Raw genomic sequence first — 20,112 nt, forward strand, 5'->3', positions numbered from 1 at the left:
AGCCACACAACCGAGCAGCTCAACACTATTGTCCAACATTTGGCTCAATGCTTGACTGGACGTCATGGCCCGCCTTGAACCCAGCGTGTCCCTGGCCGAGCAGGTCGCGGGGCAGCTGCGCCGCCGGATCGCCGACGGCGAGTTCCCGGTCGGTGCGCTGCTGCCGACCGAGCTCGAGCTGACCCGCGAGCTCGGGGTGAGCCGCAACAGCGTCCGCGAGGGGCTGCGCTCGCTCGTGCACGCCGGGCTGCTCGGGGCGCGGGCCGGCTACGGGACGTTCGTGGTCGCCACCAGCGACCTGGCCCCGGCCCTGGCCCGGCGGCTGGAGCAGGACCGCGCGGCCGACGTGGCCGAGGTACGGCTGCTGCTGGAGCGCGAGGGTGCACGGCTGGCAGCCGAGCGGGCCACCCCGCAGCAGCGCGCGCAGCTCGGCGAGGCCCTGCTGGCCCGGGCCGCCGCGACCGACGGCGCGACCTACGCGGCCGCCGACATCGCCTTCCACCGGCTGCTGATGGAGGCGTCCGGCAACGCGCTGCTGGCCGAGCTCTACCGCGGCGTCGGCGGCAACGAGCAGGCCCTGGCCCACCTCAACTCCCCCGCCGTCGACGTCGCCGACTACCCGGACGACCTGCCCCCGATCGACGCCGCCCACGCCGCCATCGTCGACGCCGTCGTGGCCCGCGACCCGGACGCCGCGGCGACCGCGGCCGAACACACCGCCCGCCTGGCCCACGAACTCGCGGCCCGCGCCGCCGCGAAAACCAGCGAAGCCGCCCGCGCAGCCGCGGAAACCGGCGAAGCCGCCCGCGCAGCCGCGGAAACCGGCGAAGCGGCCCGCGCAGCCGTGGAAACCGGCGAAGTGGCAAAGAGCGCGGAGGGCGACCGATGACCACCACCGCACCCAAGACCGGCAGCCAGGTCCGGACCCACGGCCTGAGCCCGGCGCTGGTGCTGGCCGGGCTGCTGCTCGTCGCCGGCAACCTGCGGGCCGGGATCACGACCGTCGGGCCCGTCCTCGACGAGCTGCGCACCGACCTCGGCCTGTCGTCGCTGACCGCGTCCGCGCTCATCAGCCTGCCGCTTGTCGCGTTCGCGGTGGTGTCGCCGATCGCGCCGGGCCTCGCCCGCCGGACCGGGATCGAGCGGGCCCTCGGCGCCGGGCTCGTCGTCCTGGCCGCCGGGCTGGTGGTCCGGTCGCTGCCGGGGCTGGCGCTGCTATGGCTCGGCACCGCGCTGCTCGGCGTCGCCATCGCCGTGCTCAACGTCGTGCTGCCGGCCCTGGTGAAGCGCGACTTCCCCGGCCGGATCGGGCCGGTCACCGGCGCCTATTCGGTGGTGCAGGCGGTCTTCGCGGCAACGGCGGCGGGCGTGGCGGTACCGGTGGCCGGTCTGACCGCCGCCGGGTGGCGTCTCCCGCTCGGGATGTGGGCCGGGCTGGCCCTGATCGCGATCGCGGTCCTGGCCCCGCAGCTGCGCCGGCGCACAGTCGCGGCGGAGGGCACCGCGCAGCGGCCCCCGGCCGGGCGCAGCCCCTGGCGCACCGCGCTCGGCTGGCAGGTCACCGCGTTCATGGCGCTGCAGTCGATCGGCTACTACATCCTCATCACCTGGCTGCCGTCGATCGAGAAGGCGGCCGGGATCGGCGCGACCGAGGCCGGCGTCCATCAGCTGCTGCTCAACGGCTTCGGCATCGCGGGCAGCATCGCCTGCTCGACGCTGATCCCGCGGCTGCGCGACCAGCGACCGCTCGGCGTGCTGACCCCGGTCCTCTACGGTACCGCGGTCACCGGCATCCTCACCGCACCGCAGTACAGCGCCGTCTGGAGCAGTCTCGCCGGCATCGCGGGCGGCTTCGGCATCGTGCTCGCGCTGTCGTTCTTCGGCCTGCGGACCGGCCACCACAACCAGGCCGCGGCGCTGTCGGGCATGGCGCAGTCGGTCGGCTACATCGTCGCCGCGGCCGGCCCGGTCGCGGCCGGCGCCCTGCACGACGCCACCGGCTCGTGGACGCCGGCCCTGGTCACCGTCATCGGGCTCGACGTCCTCCTGGTCGTGTTCGGATACCTCGCCGGCCGGGACCGCACGATCGACGGATAGCCGCCCACGCCGGTCGCCGCCGCACGATCGACGGATAGCCATCCACTGTGGACTGAAGGCCGCCTGGTAGACTCTTCCGTTCAGCTACCGGGCGGGAGGTGCACCGTGAGGACGTCAGCCGCGCTGCGCACCGCCGCCGTCGGGCTCGCCCTGACCCTGTGCGGGCTGCTGCTCGGCCTGTCCCACGCGCACAACGCCCTGCCCGGGGACACGTTCCAGGTCGCACGCACCGCGTCGGCCACCGCGGCCGTCCACGGCACCGAGGCCGCCCCGCCCGTCACCGCGCCCGACCCGGTGACCCTCGACCCCGGCCCGCAGCGGACCGAGGTGCCGGCCGGCCCGCAGGACATCCACTGTGGACGGATCGGCGAGGCCACCGGCTGCCGGGGACCACCCACCTCCTGAGGCACAACCACGTCAAGCCGTGACCCGCGAGGGCCGACGGCCTAGTTGTGTTGCCCGAAAACCATCAGGAGGCTCCCGATGCGCAAGACCCCCGTCACCCTGCACGGCCCGCCGGGGCGCCGATGAGCGCCGTCGCCGCGATCGTCATCTTCACGATCGCTTTCGCGCTCATCGCCACCGAGAAGATCCACCGCGTCGCCGTCGCGCTCTTCGCGGCCGGCCTCATGGCACTGCTGGGCCTGGTGCCCGGCAAGGACGTGTTCTTCTCCGAGCACGCCGGCATCGACTGGAACGTCATCTTCCTGCTCCTCGGCATGATGATCATCGTCGGGGTGATCAAGCAGACCGGGCTCTTCGAGTTCCTCGCGATCTGGGCCGCGAAACGGTCCCGGGGCCGGCCCTACCGGCTGTTCGTGCTGCTGCTCACCATCACGGCGGTCGCGTCGCCGTTCCTGGACAACGTCACCACCATCATGCTCGTCGCCCCGGTGACGGTGCTGGTCTGCCGCAAGCTCGGCATCTCCGCGGTGCCGTACCTGATCGCGGAGGCGCTCGCGTCCAACATCGGCGGCGCGGCCACCCTCATCGGCGACCCGCCCAACATCATCATCGGCAGCCGGGCCGGGCTCACGTTCAACGACTTCATCGTCAACATGGCCCCGATCGTCGTCGTACTGTTCGTGCTGTTCGTCCTGCTCGGCTGGGTGATGTTCCGCAAGCGCTTCGAGTATCACCCGGAGCGCGTGGCCGAGGTCATGGCCCTCGACGAGCGGGCCTCCATCCGGGACCGGGGGCTGCTGTGGCGGTGCCTGGCCGTGCTGGCGCTGGTCGTCACCGGGTTCGGGCTGCACGCCGTCATCCACGTCGAGCCGGCTATCATCGCGCTGCTCGGGGCCGGGCTGATGGTGCTCGTCGCGCGGGTCCCCACCGAGGCCTACCTGGAGGAGGTCGAGTGGGGCACGCTGGTGTTCTTCATGGGCCTGTTCGTCATGGTCGGCGGGCTGGTCGAGACCGGCGTCATCCACAGCATCGGCAGCTGGGCGTCGGCCCGGGTCGGTGACGACTACTTCCTGGCCGCGACCGGGCTGCTGTTCGGCTCGGCGATCCTCGGGGCGTTCTTCGACAACATCCCGTATGTGGCGACGATGGCCCCGATCGTCGAGGACCTCGTCGCCACCACACCCGATCCGGCGACCGGACGGTCACTGTGGTGGGCGTTCGCGCTCGGGGCGGATTTCGGCGGCAACGGTACCGCCGTGGCCGCCAGCGCCAACCTCGTCGTCCTCGGCATCGCCGCGAAATCCGGCGAGCCGATCAGCTTCTGGCAGTTCACCCGCTACGGCATCGTCACCACGCTCATGACCACGGTCATCGCGTGGCTCTACGTCTGGCTGAGGTACTTCTCATGAATCTGGAACGGGACATCGCCCTGCCCGGCGTGGGCACGCTGCACGTGCTGCACGCGGTGGACGGTCACCACGTCGGCATCGTCCGGCACGCCGACGACCGCCGCGAGCTCGTCGTCTACGACCCCGCCGACCCGGACACCCGCCGGACCGGCGTCCTGCTCACCGCGGCCGAGGCCACGGTCCTGGCCGGGGTCCTCGGCGTGGACGGGCCCACGGTGCACTGCGCCCGGCTCGAGCGCTACGCCGACCGGGTCGCCGTCCTGCAGGTCCTCATCGGCAGCGGCCCGGTCCGGACGGCCCCGGACGGCGCGGCCGTCGACGGTGCGGTCGTCGTCGCCGTCGTGCGCGGTGACGAGATCGTCGCCCCGCCGGACGGCCGGCTGCACCCGGGCGACGTGGTCGTGGTCGTCGGCCGCCCGGACGCGGCCCTGGAGGTCATCGATCTGCTGACCGCGGCGTGAATCCGGGCGGGCCCGGGCCGGACCGCCGGCCCGGGCCCGCGGCGCAGAACGCGCAGGTCCGCGCTGTGCGCGCCGATGCCACAGGTATGCGGGGTTCGGCACGAGCGGCGCCCGGCGAGCGGCGCCGCGTGGTCAACACGGTGGTCGTCGCCGTCGTCCTGGTGATCGGCGGCGGGCTCACCGTCATGGCCGGCGTGCTCGTCGGGCAGGGCGAGCGCCGCTACGCCGGGCAGCTGATGGACCGCTACGCCGACGACGCCACGTCCGCCGTCGTCGACCAGGTCGGCGACTACGAGCACACCCTGGCCGACCTGGCCACCGCGCTCGGCGCCGAGGACGAGCCGACCGCGGCCCGGTTCGCCGCCGTCACCTCCAACCTCAACCGGCAGCGGCTGCCGGCCGCGGCCGGGGTCGCGTTCGTCGCGGCCGCCGACGACGACGGTGTCGCCGCGCTGCAGGCCGCCTGGCGGGACCGCGGCGCCACCGGGCTGACCCTGGCCCCGCACGCCCCGGTGTTCGGCACCGAGCACGCGTTCGTGGTGCTGGAGCGCTCCTTCGACGGGCAGAGCGCGGCCACCGGGCGGGACCTGAGCGAGGCCGCCGAGCCGATCGAGGCGTTGCGGATGGCCCGGGTGTCGGCCGCGTTCGCGATCTCCCGCGGCTACGTGCTGCTGCGCGACCGCAAGCTGCCCGAGGCCAGCCGGCAGCGCTCGGTGATGCTCGTCCAGCCCGTCTTCGGCCAGACCGGCGGCGCCTGGGACCCCAACCGGTTCCGCGGCTGGGTGGTGCTCGGGGTCCGCGGCACCGACTTCATGACCGACACCCTGCGGGCCGAGTCCCGCGGGTCCGTGCGGCTGACGCTCACCGAGCACGACGGCACGATCCAGCGCGTCATCGCCTCGGCCGCGGCCGGCACGCCCCGCGACGCCGGGCCCGAGCTGGACCGCGACCGCATCCTCGAGATCGGGCAGCGGACCTGGCAGCTCTCCGTGACCCCGACCGACCGCCTGCTGTCGGCCACCGACCGGCGGATGACGGCGCTGACCCTGGCCGGCGGGGTCGTCGTGACCGTGCTGGTGGCCGGGCTCGTCGGGACCCTCACCGGGGCCCGGGACCGGGCCGTGTCGCAGGTCGCGGCGGCGACCCTGGCCCTGCGCGAGGACATCGCCCGCCGGGAGGAGACCGAGAGCCGGCTGCGCGCCCGCGAGAGCGAGCTGCGCCACCTGGCCTTGCACGACCCGCTGACCGGGCTGGCCAACCGCGCCCTGTTCTGGGAGCGGGTCGAGCACGCCTTCGCCACCCATCAGCGGGCCGCGCAGACCTTCGCCGTGCTCTTCGTCGACCTCGACGGGTTCAAGCCGGTCAACGACCGCCTCGGGCACACCGCCGGTGACGCCGTGCTGCGCCAGGTCGCCGATCGTCTGCGCCGGGCCACCCGGGCCGCCGACACCGTCGCCCGGCTCGGCGGCGACGAGTTCGCGATCCTCGTCGAGCAGCTCGCCGCCCCCGGCGACGCCGGGATCGCGGCGCACCGGATCATCAGCGCCGTCGAGCGGCCGATCGAGCCGATCGACGGCGTCCCGCCGGCCGCGGCCGAGCTGCCGGTCACCGCCAGCGTCGGGGTCGCGCTCAGCGGCGACGCGGTGGACGTCGACGACATCCTGCGCCGGGCCGACACCGCGATGTACGCGGCGAAGTCCGGCGGCAAGGGCCGGTACGTGGTCGGCGAGGCCTGAGCCGTGCGGCCACCCCGGCGCCCGGGCCGGCGGCCGAGCAGGCACGCGCCCACGCCGAGCAGCAGCAGGATCAGGCCGGCCAGGGCCAGCGACCCGACCGGGTCACCGGTCGTGGCCAGCGCGCCCGAGCCGCTGCCGGACGTGCCGGTGCCCGAGCTTCCGCCGTGCCGGACCGGGGCCTTCGCCGGCGCCTTCACCGGCGACGTGACCGGCTCGGCCGGCGGCGTGATCACCGGCGGCGTCACCACCGGCGCCGTCGCGCTGATCGGGTCGACGTCGAGCACCAGCATGCGCACCGAGCCGTCCGGCGCCACGCCCTCGGCGAGGAAGTCCACGTCGTCGTCGGCGAAGGTCGCCGGGATCTGCGCCCACATGGTGGCCGTGCCGTCGTTGGCGACCGTCGGCGTGCCGAGCACGGTCGCCGAGACCATCGGGCCGCCCGACTGCGCCGACACGTCACCGTCGCGCTTGTGCACATCGGCGTCGGCGGTCGGGTTCTGGTCGGCCGAGCCCTTCGTCATGAACGCCGTGAAGCGGACCGACGAATTCGGCGCGAATCCGGCCGCCTGCAGCGTGATCCCGTCGCCCGGGCTCATCCGGACGCTGCCGGAGCCCAGGTCGCTGTGCAGCGCGTCGGCCCCGTTGAGGTCCGGCGGCCACGTCGGCAGCGGCGGGAACGACGGCCGGGCCGGGGTCGTCGCCGAGACCGGCGCCGAGTCCTGGCCGTGCAGGCCGTTGGCGACGACGTCGACGGTGTAGTCGGCGCCGATCGGCACGAACATCGTGCACCGCCTGGCCGTCGGCGACGTCGTCACGCAGCGGCCGTTGCCGGTGCGCGAGGTCGCGGTGAAGTGGCTGATGCCGGTGCCGACGGACGACGGCAGCGTCCACTTCACGACCAGGCCGCTGTGCCGGGCCGTGACCGTCACGTTCACCGGCACGCCCGGTGCCGTGCTCGGATACACGGCCGTGCTCGGCGCGCTGGCCAGCGAGTCGCCGAGCGACCCGTGCGCGACGACGGTGAACGTGTACGCCAGGCCGTCGGTGAGCCCGGTGACGGTACACGTGGTGGCGCCCGTCGTCGTGCAGGTGAGCCCACCCGGCACCGAGGTGACGGTGTAGCCCGTGACCGCCGGCCCGCCGGTGCCCGGCGTCCAGCTCACCGTCGCCTGCCCCGACCCCGGCTGCGCGGTCACGCCGCCGGGGCTGGCCGGAGCGGTCCCGTTCGGGTTGAACGGCGGGGCCGGGACCACCGTGTTGGAGGGCGTGCTCGCGGCGGAGTCGCCGCCGGCCGAGTGCGCGACCACGGTGAACGTGTACGCCACCCCGTTGGTCAGCCCGCTGACGACGCACGTGGCGCCACTCGGCGCGTCGCAGGTGAACCCGCCCGGTGCGGCGGTCACCGTGTAGCCGGTCACCGCGGGCCCGTCGGCCGGCGCCGTCCAGCTGACCGTGGCCGTGGTGTCCCCCGCCACCGCGGTGACGGCCGTCGGCACGCTCGCCGTCGTGGTCAGCGGGGTGACGGGCATGCTGATCGTCCCGGCGCCGGGTGTGCCCGGGTTGACGGAGCTGATCGCCCGGACCACGAAGTGGTAGTCGCGGCCGTTGGTCAGGCCGGTCACCGTGCACGTCGTGCCCGTCGTGGTGCAGGTCTGCCCGTCGTCGGAGATGACCTCGTAGTGGTCGATGCCGCCGCCGCTGACGATCGGCGCCGACCAGCTGATCGTCGCCGAGCCGTTGCCGGCCACCGCGTTCACCGCGCCGACCGGGCCGGGCAGGGCGGCCTGCGGCGTGACCGCGGCCGACGGGTCGCTGGCCGGCGACGAGCCGGTGAGGCCCGCGCCGTGCGCGACGACGGTGAACGTGTAGGGCGCCCCGTTGGTCAGGCCGGTGACCGTGCAGGTGCGGCCGGTGGTGGTACAGCCCGCGCCGCCGGGCGCGGCGGTGACCGTGTAGACGTCCAGGCCGGCCCCGGTGTTCGTCGGCACGTCCCAGGTGACGGTGGCCGCGCCGTTGCCGGGCGAGGCGGTCACGTTGTCCGGGCGGCCGGGCGGGCCGGGCACGATCGGCCCCGTGCTGGCCGGGTTCGACGCGCCGCCGGGGCCGTTGGCCACGACGCTGAACGTCACCGGGTCACCCGGGTCGAGGCCGGTGATCGTGCAGCTCGGCCCGGTCGCGGTGCAGGTCTGGCCGCCGGGCACCGCGGTCACGGTGTAGTGGGTGACGGCCGGGGTGTTCGCGGCCGGCGGGTCCCAGGAGACGGTCGCGCCGAACGCGGCCGCGGTCGCGGTCGCACCGGACGGCGTGCGCGGCGGCCCGGGCACGGTCGCGGCCGCGGCCGCGGGTGCGGAGGCACCGGACGGCCCGGTGGCCACGACGGTGACGGTGTAGGCCGTGCCGTTGGTCAGGCCCGTGATCGTGCAGTGCGTCGCGCCCGTCGTGGTGCAGGTCGCCCCGCCCGGCATGGCCGTGGCCGTGTAGCCGGTCGCGGTGGCGCCGCCCGCGACCGGGGTGCCCGCGGTCCAGGTGACGACGATCTGCCCGTCACCCGAGTCGGCGGTGACCGCGGCCGGCGCCGGCGGCGGGCCGGTGACGGTCTGCGGCGACGGCGCGCTCGGCGCCGACTGCCCGCCCGGCCCGGCGGCGACCACCACGAAGGTGTACGGGGTGCCGTCGGTCAGGCCCGCGACCGTGCACGAGCTCGCGCCGGCGCCCGCGGTGCAGCTCGCCCCGCCGGGGCTGGCCGTGACCGTGTAGCCGGTGACGCCGTCGCCGGTGACGACCGGCTCGGTCCACGTGACGGTCACGGTCCCGGCGGCCGGGGCGGGAGCCGCGGTCACGTCGGTCGGCGCGGCCGGCACGCCCGCGCTCGGCGCCACCGCCGGCGACGCGACGCTGGGGTCGGAGGCGCCGCCGTTGCCGAGGGCCCAGACCATGACGCTGTAGGAGGTGCCGTTGTCGAGGCCGTCGATGACACAGCTGGTGGCCGTGGTCTCGCAGTCCGCGCCGCCGGGGTAGGCGACCGCCCGGTAACGCTGCACGCCCGCCCGCCGGTTCGCCGGCGGCGTCCAGGAGACGTTGACCTCGCCGTTGCCGACGGCGGCGGTCACGTCCGTCGGCGGCTCCGGCGGCCCGGGCGTGGCGGCGGCGGTGACGGAGCCGGTGGAGGCCCCGCCGGTGCCGTTGGCCACGACCGTGAACGTGTAGGCCGTGCCGTTGGTCAGCCCGGTCACCGTGCACGTGGTCGCCGTGGTGGTGCAGGTCGCCCCGCCGGGCGCGGCGGTGACGGTGTAGCCGGTGACGGCCGGGCCGCCGGTCGGGGCCGTCCAGCTGACCACGGCGTCGGCGTCGCCGGGGACCGCGGTGGCGCCGGTGACCGCGCCGGGCGGGCCGGGGACGACCGCGGCGGCGGTGAGGCCGGCCGTGGAGTCGCCGGTGCCGGGCACGCCGGTGGCGACGACCGCGAAGGTGTAGCCTGTCCCGTTCACGAGCCCGCTGACGGTGCAGCTGGTCCCGACGCTGGTGCAGGTGGCCCCGCCGGGTGTGGCGGTCACGGTGTACTGCACGATCCCGGCCCCCTGGTTCGCGGGCGCGGTCCAGGACACGTTGGCCGTGCCGTTGCCGGCGACCGCGGTGACGTTCGTGGGCGCGGCCGGCGGGCCGGGCGTCACGGCGACGGACGCGCCGCTCGCGCTCGAGTCCCCGCTGACGCCGTTGGCGACCACGGTGAACGTGTAGCCGGTGCCGCCGGTCAGGCCGGTCACGGTGCAGGTGGTGCCGGTCGTCGCGGTGCATGTCGCGCCGCCGGGCGCGGCGGTGACGGTGTAGCGGTTCACGCCCGCGCCGAGCTGGACCGGCGCCATCCAGGTGACGGTGGCCGCGCCGCTGCCCGGGGTCGCCACCACCGCGGTGGGCGGCCCGGGCGGGCCGGGCACCGCGCCGCCGGACGAGTACCCCGGGGCCGAGCTGCCGGTGCCGGACGGGCCGACCGCGACGACGCCGAAGGTGTAGGCGGTGCCGTCGGTGAGGCCGGTGACGGTGCACTGGTTGACGCTCGTGGTGCAGGTCGCCCCGCCCGGAGCGGCGGTCACGACGTAGTTGTAGACCGCGGCGCCGGAGGCCGGCGGGGTCCAGGCCACGACGGCCTGGCCGCTGCCGGGGGTCGCGACCACGGCGGTGGGCGAGTTCGGCGGGCCGGGGATGACCGCGTTGGAGACCGCCGACGGCGCGGACGAGCCGACCGAGCCGGCGCCGGCCGCGGCCACCGTGAACGTGTACGAGGTGCCGGGCGTCAGCCCGTTGACCGTGCAGGACAGGCCGCCGGTGGTGCAGGTGGCCCCGCCGGGCGCGGCCGTGACGACGTAGTGGTCGACGGGGGCCCCGCCGGTCGGCGCGGTCCAGGTGACGGTCGCGCTCGCGTTGCCGGCCACGGCGCTCGCGGTGCCGGGGACGCCGGGCGGGCCCGGGTTCACGGCTGCGCCGGTGACGCCCGCGGCCGAGATGCCGGTGCCGCCCAGGCCGACGGCGACCACCGAGAAGCCGTACGCGGTGCTGTTGTCCAGCCCGGTGACGGTGCACCCGGACGCGTCCGCGGCGATGCAGAAGGCGCCGCCGGGCGCGGCGGTGACCAGGTAGTGGTCGATGCCGGCGCCCGCGTTGAGGGGAGCCGTCCAGGTCACCAGGGCCGTGCCGTTGCCGGCGGTGGCGGCGACGCTGGTCGGCGCGCCCGGCGGCCCGACGAGGACCCCGACGCTCGGCGTGGACAGCGGCGCGTCGCCGCCGGGGCCGCTCGCCCGCACGGTGAACGTGTAGGCGGTGCCCGCGGTGAGCCCGGCGACGGTGCACGAGGTGCCGGTGGTGGTGCAGGTCAGCCCGCCCGGGCTGGCCGTGACGGTGTAGCCGGTGACGCCCGAGCGCAGGATGCCGGGCGGCTGCCACGAGACGGTGGCACCGCCGTCGCCCGCGACCACGCTCACGCCGGTGACCGCGTCCGGCGGGCCGGGCGTGATGGGCGTGGACGGCAGGGCCGGCAGCGAGGAGCCGGTGCCGGCCGGGCCGACGGCGCTCACCACGAAGGTGTACGGCACGCCGTTGGTCAGGTTGTGCACCGTGCACGTGGTGGCACTGGTGGCGCAGGTCTCCCCGCCCGGGAGGGCGGTGACGAGGTAGTGGTCCACCGCGCCGCCGGTGTTCGCCGACGCGGTCCACGACACCGTCGCGCTGGCGTCGCCGCCGGCCGCCGTGACGCCGCTCGGCGCGCCGGGCGGGCCGGGGCTGACCGGGCTCGACGGGTCGCTGGCGGCCGACGGCCCGCCGGGGCCGGTGGCCTTGACGGTGAACGTGTAGGCGGTGCCGGGCGCGAGCCCGAGCACGGTGCAGGTGGTGTCCGCGGCCGACAGCGTGACGCAGAAGGCACCACCGGGCGCGGCGGTCACGGTGTAGCCGGTGATCCCGGCCCCGGCGCTGCCCGGCGCGGTCCAGGACACGGCGGCCGAGCGGTCGCCGGCGGTGGCGCTCACCGCGGTCGGGGCGCCCGGGGCGCCGGTCACACCACCGGCCGGGGTACTGGGCAGGGAGTCACCGGTGCCGGTGGTGCCATGGGCGACGACCTGGAAGGTGTACGGCACGCCGTCGGTCAGCCCCGTGATGGTGCACGAGGTGCCACCGGTGCTGCAGGACGCTCCGCCGGGCGTGGCGGTCGCCGTGTAGTGGTCGATCCCGGCGCCGAGGCTGCTGGGCGCGGTCCACGAGACCGTGGCCTGGCCGCTGCCGGCCGCGACCGTGACGGCCGTCGGGGCGCCGGGCGGGCCGGGCGCGATCGGGCTCGACGGGTCGCTCGCCGGCGAGCTGCCGCCGGCGCCGTTCGCCACGACGGTGAACGTGTAGTCGGTGCCGGGGGTCAGCCCGAGCACGACGCAGGACGTGTCCGACGGCGACAGCGTGACGCAGAAGGCGCCGCCCGGCGAGGCGGTCACGGTGTACCCGGCCACGCCTCCGCGCACGACCGCCGGCGCCGTCCAGGACACGGTGGCGGTGCTGTCGCCGGCGACGGCGCTCACGGCCGTCGGCGGGTCCGGTGCGGTCGCCGGCGACAGCGAGCCCGCGACACTCGGCAGCGAGTCGCCGGTGCCGCTCGAGCCGACGGCGACGACGGTGAACAGGTAGCCCACGGTGGCCGTCAGGCCGGTGACGGTGCAGGTGGTGTCGGCCGCGGTCGCGGTCGAGCAGGTGGCACCGCCGGGGAACGCGGTCACGACGTAGTGGTCGATCCCGGCGCCGGCGTTGGTGGGCGCGGTCCAGGCGATCACCGCGTCGGTGCCGCCCTGCGGCGTGACCGAGACGCCGGTCGGGCTGCCGGGCGGGCCGGCCGTCACCGAGTTGCTGGCCGTGCTGGCGGCGCCGAGGCCACCGGCGCCGGTGGCGGTGACGGTGAACGTGTAGGCGGTACCCCCGAGCAGGCCACCGACCGTGCAGGACAGACCGGTGGTGACGCAGGTGGCGCCGCCCGGGCTGGCGGTCACGACGTAGCCGGTGACACCGGCCCGCGGGTCGGACGGCGCGGTCCAGGACACGACGGCCGAGTGGGAGCCGGCGACCGCGGTCACGCTGCCGGGGGCGCCGGGCGCGCCCGGGGTCACCGCCGCGGACGCGCCGCTGGCGAGCGACGAGCCGGTGGTGCCGACGCCGTTGGCGACGACGCTGAAGGTGTACGGCGTGCCGTCGGTCAGGCCGGTGACGGTACAACTGGTCGTGGCGGTCGTGCAGGTGGCGCCGCCCGGGGAGGCGGTCACGGTGTAGGTGGCGATGCCGGCGCCGGTGGTGGCGGGCGCGGTCCACGACACCAGGGCGCTGCCGCTGCCGGGTGTCGCGGTCACGGCGGTCGGCGCGTCCGGCGGGCCGGGGCGCACCTGGTTCGAGGGGCCGCCGGCCGGCGAGGAGCCGCCGGGTCCGGTGGCGACCACGGTGAACGTGTAGGCGGTCCCGGCGGTCAGGCCGGTGACGCCGCAGGACAGGCCGCTGGTGGTGCAGGTGGCCCCGCCGGGGGCCGCGGTCACGGTGTAGTTCGTGACCCCGGCCCGGGTGATGAGCGGCGCGGTCCAGGCGACGGTCGCGGCACCGTCGCCGGGCGTGGCGACCACGAGCGTCGGGGCGTCCGGCGGGCCGGAGACGGCGGCGCCCGACGTGCCCGGGGCCGACGTGCCGGACGAGCCGGTGCCGTTGGCCACGACGCTGAAGGTGTACGCCACCCCGTTGCCAAGACCCGTGATGGTGCAGCTGGTGCCGGCGGTCGTGCAGGTGGCCCCGCCGGGCGACGCGGTCACGGTGTAGCCGGCGATCCCGGCGCCGGCGTTGACCGGCGCGGTCCACGACACGGTCGCGGTGGTGTTGCCCCCGGCCACGGTGACGGCGGTGGGCGCGCCGGGCGGCCCGGGCGTCATCGACGACGACGGGCCGCTCGACGGCGACGTGCCGCCCGGGCCGGTCGCGGTGACGGTGAAGGTGTAAGCGGTACCGCTGAGCAGGCCCGGCACCGAACACGACGTCGAGTTGGTGGTGCAGGTGGCGCCGCCGGGCGACGCGGTCACCGTGTAGGCGCTCACCCCGGCGCGGGTGGTGGCCGGCGCGGTCCACGAGACGGTGGCCGCATTGCTGCCCGGTGCCGCGGTGACCGCGGTCGGCGCGTCCGGCGGCCCGGGCTGGACGTTCGCGGCGACGCTGGGCAGCGAGTCGCCGGTCAGGCCGACGCCGTTGGCCACGACGGTCACCTGGTAGGCGGTGCCATTGGTGAGGCCGGTGAGGATGCAGGAGCGCACGACCACACCGGCGACGCAGGTGGCCCCGCCGGGCGACGCGGTCACGGTGTAGCCGGCGATCCCGGCGCCGGTGTTCGCCGGCGCCGACCAGGTGACGGTCGCGGTGGTGTTGCCGCCGGTGACGGCGACGGCGCTCGGCGGGGCTGGCGGGCCGGGCGTCACCGCGGTCGTGGTGGTGCCGGGCGACGCGCCGCCGGGGCCGTTGGCCACGACGGTGAACGTGTACGGCGTGCCGCCGGTCAGGCCGGTGACGGTGCACGACAGGCCACTGGTGGTGCAGGTGGCGCCGCCGGGCGAGGCGGTCACCGTGTAGCCGGTGACCCCGGCCCGCACGATGAGCGGCCCGAGCCAGGAGACGTCGACCCCGCCGTTGCCGGCCGTGGCGACCACGAGCGTCGGTGCGTCGGGGGCGCCGGGCGTGGCCGGGCCGGTGTACCCGGCCGCGGAGGCGCCGGTGCTGCCGGTGCCGACCGCGACGACGGCGACGGTGTAGGTCACCCCGGCGGTCAGGCCCGTGATGGTGCAGGAAGTGCCGGCGGTGCTGCAGGTCGCGCCGCCGGGCGTGGCGGTGGCGACGTAGTGGTCGATGCCGGCGCCGGTGTTGCCGGGCGCGGTCCACGACACGGCCAGGGTGCCGTTGCCGCCGCTCGCGGTGACGCCGGTCGGCGCGCCGGGCGGGCCGGGCGTGACCGGGCCGGAGGCGGCGCCGCTCGACGAGCCGCCGGGGCCGTTGGCGACGACCGTGAACGTGTAGGCGGTACCGCTGGTCAGACCGGCGACGGTGCAGCCGGTTGTGGCGGTGGTGCAGGTGGCGCCGCCGGGCGCGGCGGTCACGGTGTAGTTGGTCAGGCCGGCCCGGGTGACGGCCGGGGCCGTCCACGAGACGGCGGCGATCCCGGCGCCCGGGGTCGCGGTGACGGACGTCGGCGCGTCGGGCGCACCCGGCGTCGTCGCACCGGACGGGTCGCTGGCCGGCGAGGTGCCGGTGCTGCCGGTGCCGTTGGCCACGACGGTGAACGTGTACGGCGTCCCCGCGCTCAGGCCGCTGACGGTGCAGCTGGTGAGCGCGGTGGTGCAGGTCGCGCCGCCCGGGGCGGCGGTCACCGTGTAGGTGGCGATGCCGGCGCCGCGGTTGGCCGGCGCGGTCCACGACACGGTCGCGGCGGTCGCGCCGGACGTGGCGGTGACGGCCGTCGGCGCGCCGGGCGGCCCGGGCGTCACCGCGGTCGTGGTGGTGCCGGTCGACGAGCCGGCGTTGCCGTTGGCGACCACGGTGACGGTGTAGGGCGTGCCGCCGGTCAGGCCGGTGAGCGTGCAGCTCGTGTTCGACACCCCGACGGTGGTACAGGTCGCGCCGCCGGGCGACGCGGTCACGGTGTAGCCGGTGACACCGCCGCGCTGGATCAGCGGGGCGACCCAGGCGACGTTGATGGCGGCGTTGCCGGGCGTGGCGACCACGAGCGTCGGCGCGTCGGGCGCACCCGGGGCGATCAGCGCGGTCGGGAGGCTCGCGGCCGAGTCACCGGTCCCCGCGACGCCGTTGGCGACGACCTGGAAGGTGTACCCCACGCCGTCGGTCAGCCCCGTGACGGTGCACGAGGTCGTGGCGGTGGTGCAGGTTGCGCCGCCCGGGACGGCGGTGACGGTGTAGTGGTCGATGCCGCCACCCGGGTTGGCCGGCGCGGTCCACGACACCGTCGCCGAGCTCGGGCCGGCCAGCGCGTTGGCGCCGGTCGGGGTGCCGGGCGGGCCGGGCCTGACCGCGGTCGTGGTGCTCGCCGCGGCCGAGGCGCCGCCGGAGCCGGTGGCCACGACACCGAACGTGTACGCGGTCCCGGGCACCAGCCCGGTCACGGTGCACGACGTGGTGGCGGTGGTGCAGGTCGCGCCGCCGGGGCCGGCCGTCACCGTATAGGTGTCGACGCCGGCCCGGGTGACGGCCGGGGCGGTCCAGGAGACCACGGCGCTGCGGGCGCCGGGCGTCGCGCTGACGGCCGTGGGCGCGTCGGGCGCACCGGGCGTTACCGGATTGCTCGGGGTGCTGGGGGCCGACGAGCCGGTGCCGAGCAGGCCGACCGAGACGACCGCGACCGTGTACTGCGTGCCGTCGTCGAGGCCGGTGATCGTGCACGACTGCTGCGCGAAGTTGACCGTCACGCAGGCGTGCAGGCCCGGCGTGGCCGTGGCGATGTACGCCGAGACCAGGTTGCCGGAGAGCAGCGGCGGCGTCCAGGAGACGGTGATCGCGCCGTTGAGCGCGGTGGCCTGCACCCCGGAGGGGACGCCCGGCGGGCCGACGTTCGTGGTGGCCGACGTCGTCCCGGCGGCCGAGGTGCCGCCCGGGCCGGTGGCGACGACCCCGAAGGTGTACTGCGTGCCGGTGCTCAGCCCCGTGACGGTGCACGAGGTGCCGGTGGTGGTGCAGGTGCTCCCGCCCGGGCTGGCGGTCACCGTGTAGCCGGTGATGCCGGCCCGCTGCACGAGCGGCGCGGTCCACGACACGGTCGCGGCCCCGACGCCCGGGCTCGCGCTGACGAGGATCGGCGCGTCCGGCGGCCCGGGCACGACGATGCTCGAGGCCAGGCTCGGCAGCGAGGTGCCGCTGCCGCCCGCGCCGTAGGCGGTGACGGTGAAGGCGTAGGCGGTGCCGTTGGCCAGCCCGCTCACCACACAGCCGGTGCCCGTGGTGGTGCAGGTGGCACCGCCGGGCACGGCGGTGACCGTGTAGTGGTCGATGCCGGCGCCGGTGGTGGCGGGCGCGGTCCACGACACGGTGGCCGAGCTGTCACCGGCGACGGCGGTCACGGCCGTCGGCAGGCCCGGCGGGCCGGGGCGGACCGAGTTCGACGCGGCGCTGGCCGGTGACGGGCCGGAGATGCTGTTGGCCACGACCGTGAACGTGTACGCCGTGCCCGGGGTCAGCAGCGCCACCGTGCACGAGGTGCCGGCGGTGACGCAGGTGCCGCCGCCCGGCGACGCGGTCACGGTGTAGCCGGTGATGCCGGAGCCGGGGCTGGCCGGCGCGGTCCACGACACGGTGGCGGCCGCGTTGCCCGGGGTCGCGGTGACGGCGGTCGGGGTGCCGGGCGGGCCGGGGACGAACGCCGCCGACGGCTGGCTGGCGACCGAGGTGCCGGTGAGCGCGACGCCGACCGCGACGACCGTCACCGTGTAGCTGGTGGTCGGCAGCAGGCTCAGCATCGTGCAGCTGGTGTCGGTCGCGGTGAGGGTGGCGCAGGGCAGCAGGCCCGGGCTGGCGTAGGCGACGTAGTGGTCGATGCCCGCGCCGGCGAAGGCCGGCGGCGTCCAGTTGATGGTCGCGGTCAGGAAGCCGGGGGTGACGGTGACGTTCGTCGGTGCGCCGGGTGGGCCGGGGGTCACGGCGTTGGTGACGGCCGCGGCCGAGGTGCCGGTGTTGCCCAGCCCGACCGCGACGACGGAGAACGTGTAGACCTGCCCGCTGGTCAGGCCGGTCACGGTGCAGGTGAGCAGGGTGCCGGTGCAGGTCTGGCCGCCGGGGCTGGCGGTCACCCGGAAGTAGTCGATGCCGGCGCCGCCGTTGAGCGGGCCGAGCCAGGAGACCTGGGCCGAGTTGGCGAGGGCGATGGCGCCGACGGACAGCGGCGCGCTCGGCGGACCGATGTTGACCAGCGGCGATGCCACGCTGGCGAGCGAGGTGCCGGCGCCGTTGATCGCGGTCGCGGTGACCTGGAACGAGTACGAGCCGCCGGGGGTCAGGCCGCCGACGGTGCAGGAGGTGCCGGTCGTGGTGCAGGTCTGGGCGCCCAGGACGGTCGTCACGGTGTAGTACGCGATGCCAGCACCGGCGTTGGCCGGGGCGGTCCAGGTGACGACCGCCTGCTGGTTGCCGGAGGTCGCGAAGACGCCGGTGGGGATGCCGGGCGGGTTGGCCGGGTCGACGACGGTGACGGTGCCGGCCGCGGCCGGGATCGAGGTGCCGCCGACGCCGGTGGCGGTGAGCGTGACGACCCAGCTGCCGGCCGGGACGCTCGCGATGCTGCACGTCAGCCCGGCCGAGGTGCAGGTCTTGGTGGTGGCGCCGCTGGTGGCGGTGAGGGTGTAGCCGCTGGCGCCGAGCGAGCCGAGCCAGGTCGCCGAGATCGCGTTGACGCCGCCCGCCACGGTGAGCACCGTGGGGGCGGCGGGAGCGGCCTCGATGTGCGCGACGCCACCGCCGGGCGGCGGGGTCGCGGCTGTGCTCGCGGTGGTGCCCGCGGCTTTCGCGGGCGCGGTGCTCGCGGCTTTCACGGGCGGAGCGGTGCTGGCGGCTTTCGCCGGCGCGGTGCTCGCCGTTTTCGCCGCCGGGGCGGTGCTCGCGGCCTTCACGGGGGCGGTGCTCGCGGCTTTCGCCGGGGCGGTGCCCGCCGTGGTGGCCGCGGTGGCCGCCTTCGGGGGTGCGGTGACGGCCTTGGTGGGCACCGGTTTCGATACCGCGGTCGCCTTCGTGGCGGCCGGTTTCGATACCGGCGGCTTGGTGGCCACGGGTTTCGTCGATGCCTTGCCGGTCGGCGCGGTGACGGGCTTCGAAGCCTTCACCACGACGGCCGACGTGCCCTTCCCCGTATCCGCGGTTGTTTTCGCCTCCGCGCGTTGGGTAAAGGTCAGCAGCACGAACCCGATGCCGACAGCGATGAACGAACCGAGCATGACGGCCCGCCGCATCGCGATGTTCTCGCCTGCAGCCATTCCGGCGCACCTTTCCTCCGGCTTTCCCCCCGGAGCATCACCCATTCGTGGTGAATTAGGTGCAAATATTCATGTTCTTAATCCTCCGACCAAACCACTGAAACGGTTGGGTGAGCAGCCGATCAGGGGGTGATGCCCACGAGCGGACGGGCCGGCCCCGACGCGGCCTCGGGGCGGTCGCCGACGCCGGCGCCGATCGCGGCCGCGATCTCGCCCGCGCGCACCGCGACCGCGGAGAGCAGCGTCGACGTGATGCCGTGGGCGTGTTCGGTGCCGCCCTGGACATAGACGCCGGCCCGCAGCCCGGCGCCGGTGACGACCCGATAGTCGCGGCCCAGCCGCAGCAGCCCCTCCTCGTCCCGCCGGCAGTGCGCACCGGCCGCGCCGAGCAGCCGGGCCGGATCGACCGGGCGGTAGCCGGTGGCGTAGACGATCGCGTCGGCCTCGAGCTCGAGGACCGCACCGGACGGCAGGTGCTCGACGACCGCGGTGACGCCGTCGGGCCGGGGCCGCAGCTCGGCCAGGCGGGAGGCGTTGAGCATCCTTAGCCGGCGGTGGCCGAGGACCTGCTCGCGGTACCCCCGCCGATAAAGCTCCTCGATGAGGTCGCCGTCGACGACGGAGTAGTTGGTGTTGCGGTGGTAGTCGAACAGCATCCGCTTCACGTCGGCGGGCGCGTCGAAGTAGAGGTCGATGGCGTCCGGGTCGAAGATGCGGTTGGCGAAGTTGCTGTCGTCGGCCGGGCTGTAGCCGTAGCGGTGGAACACGGAGCAGACCTCGGCGGTGGGGTACCGCTCGTGCAGGAACGCCACCGACTCGGCCGCGCTCTGGCCGGCGCCGATCACGATGAACCGCTCCGGCCGCTCGACGGTGAACCGCTCGGCCCGGTGCAGGATGTCGAGGTTGTGCCAGACCCGCTCGGCCGGCTCCACCCCGGCCGGCAGGCTCGGCTCCAGGCCCGCGGCGACGACGACGTTGCGGGCCCGCAGGTGCCGGACCGCTCCCCCGGCCCCCGGTCCCCCGGCACCCGTCGCGACGACGTCGAGCAGCTCCCCGCCGGCGGCCGGGACGACGTCGGTGACGGTGTGGCCGTAGAGCACCGGCGCGCCGACCCGGCCGGCCGCCCATTCGAGGTAGTCGTGGAACTCGACCCGCAGCGGATACATCGACTTGTAGTTGATGAAGTCCGCGAGCCGGTTCTTCGCGTGCAGGTACGAGACGAAGCTGTAGTCGCTGCTGGGGTTGCGCAGGGTCACGAGGTCCTTGAGGAACGAGACCTGCATGGTGGCGTCGGTGAACAGCATCCCGCGGTGCCAGCCGAAGCGGTCCTGGCGCTCGACGAAGGTCGCGCGGATGCGTTCGGGCGCCGGGCGTTCGAGGTTGTACTCCTCGATCGCGATGGCCAGGGCCAGATTGGACGGCCCGAAGCCGATGCCGACGACGTCGTAGACCGTCGAGTCCATGTGTTCGCCTTTCTCTTCGT

Annotated in this window: 8 protein-coding genes and 1 pseudogene; 7 read left to right on the forward strand and 2 right to left on the reverse strand. The window is 75.5% G+C overall.

The features are described 5' to 3' along the window. The first annotated feature begins 64 nt into the window (after positions 1-64). From ACIA8L_RS24130 to ACIA8L_RS24155, 6 genes are all read left to right on the forward strand, one after another. Positions 65-889: a FadR/GntR family transcriptional regulator gene (locus tag ACIA8L_RS24130; RefSeq protein WP_395908147.1), complete on the forward strand. Its 825-nt coding sequence runs from the start codon at positions 65-67 to the stop codon at positions 887-889. Beyond that, on the forward strand, positions 886-2,097 hold the full coding sequence (locus tag ACIA8L_RS24135; protein WP_395908149.1) for an MFS transporter: 1,212 nt from the start codon (positions 886-888) through the stop codon (positions 2,095-2,097). Before ACIA8L_RS24130 ends, ACIA8L_RS24135 begins: the two co-directional genes overlap by 4 nt. 105 nt (positions 2,098-2,202) lie before the next feature. Next, positions 2,203-2,502, forward strand: a complete 300-nt coding sequence (locus ACIA8L_RS24140; protein WP_395908151.1) for a hypothetical protein — start codon at positions 2,203-2,205, stop codon at positions 2,500-2,502. A gap of 122 nt (positions 2,503-2,624) precedes the next feature. Next, on the forward strand, positions 2,625-3,911 hold the full coding sequence (locus ACIA8L_RS24145; RefSeq protein WP_395908153.1) for an SLC13 family permease: 1,287 nt from the start codon (positions 2,625-2,627) through the stop codon (positions 3,909-3,911). Continuing rightward, on the forward strand, positions 3,908-4,372 hold the full coding sequence (locus tag ACIA8L_RS24150; protein WP_395908155.1) for a TrkA C-terminal domain-containing protein: 465 nt from the start codon (positions 3,908-3,910) through the stop codon (positions 4,370-4,372). Before ACIA8L_RS24145 ends, ACIA8L_RS24150 begins: the two co-directional genes overlap by 4 nt. Positions 4,373-4,500: 128 nt before the next feature. After that, entirely contained in the window at positions 4,501-6,108 is a 1,608-nt protein-coding gene (locus ACIA8L_RS24155; protein ID WP_395908157.1) for a diguanylate cyclase domain-containing protein, read from the forward strand. A gap of 977 nt (positions 6,109-7,085) precedes the next feature. Here the strand turns inward: ACIA8L_RS24155 and ACIA8L_RS24160 are convergent. Beyond that, positions 7,086-18,191: pseudogene (locus tag ACIA8L_RS24160) on the reverse strand (fibronectin type III domain-containing protein); the annotation flags it as partial. Between ACIA8L_RS24160 and ACIA8L_RS24165 the strand changes: the two are divergent. After that, on the forward strand, positions 18,139-18,762 hold the full coding sequence (locus ACIA8L_RS24165; RefSeq protein WP_395908159.1) for a hypothetical protein: 624 nt from the start codon (positions 18,139-18,141) through the stop codon (positions 18,760-18,762). The pseudogene ACIA8L_RS24160 and the gene ACIA8L_RS24165 overlap by 53 nt on opposite strands. Here ACIA8L_RS24165 and ACIA8L_RS24170 read toward each other — a convergent pair. Next, positions 18,752-20,092 carry a lysine N(6)-hydroxylase/L-ornithine N(5)-oxygenase family protein gene (locus ACIA8L_RS24170; RefSeq protein ID WP_395908162.1) on the reverse strand — a complete coding sequence of 447 codons (1,341 nt, stop codon included), beginning with the start codon at positions 20,090-20,092 and terminating at the stop codon, positions 18,752-18,754. The two genes, ACIA8L_RS24165 and ACIA8L_RS24170, sit on opposite strands and share 11 nt — an antisense overlap. Between the last annotated feature and the right edge of the window lie 20 nt (positions 20,093-20,112).

Source organism: Dactylosporangium sp. NPDC051541, from assembly GCF_044454505.1.
Classification (GTDB): domain Bacteria; phylum Actinomycetota; class Actinomycetes; order Mycobacteriales; family Micromonosporaceae; genus Dactylosporangium.

What these genes read in the sequence shown, in the direction of transcription:
- ACIA8L_RS24150 (WP_395908155.1), top strand. Translation starts at nt 3,908, where the DNA reads ATGAATCTGGAACGGGACATCGCCCTGCCCGGCGTGGGCACGCTGCAC.
- ACIA8L_RS24145 (WP_395908153.1), top strand. Translation starts at nt 2,625, where the DNA reads ATGAGCGCCGTCGCCGCGATCGTCATCTTCACGATCGCTTTCGCGCTC.
- ACIA8L_RS24170 (WP_395908162.1), bottom strand. Translation starts at nt 20,092, where the DNA reads ATGGACTCGACGGTCTACGACGTCGTCGGCATCGGCTTCGGGCCGTCC.
- ACIA8L_RS24130 (WP_395908147.1), top strand. Translation starts at nt 65, where the DNA reads ATGGCCCGCCTTGAACCCAGCGTGTCCCTGGCCGAGCAGGTCGCGGGG.
- ACIA8L_RS24135 (WP_395908149.1), top strand. Translation starts at nt 886, where the DNA reads ATGACCACCACCGCACCCAAGACCGGCAGCCAGGTCCGGACCCACGGC.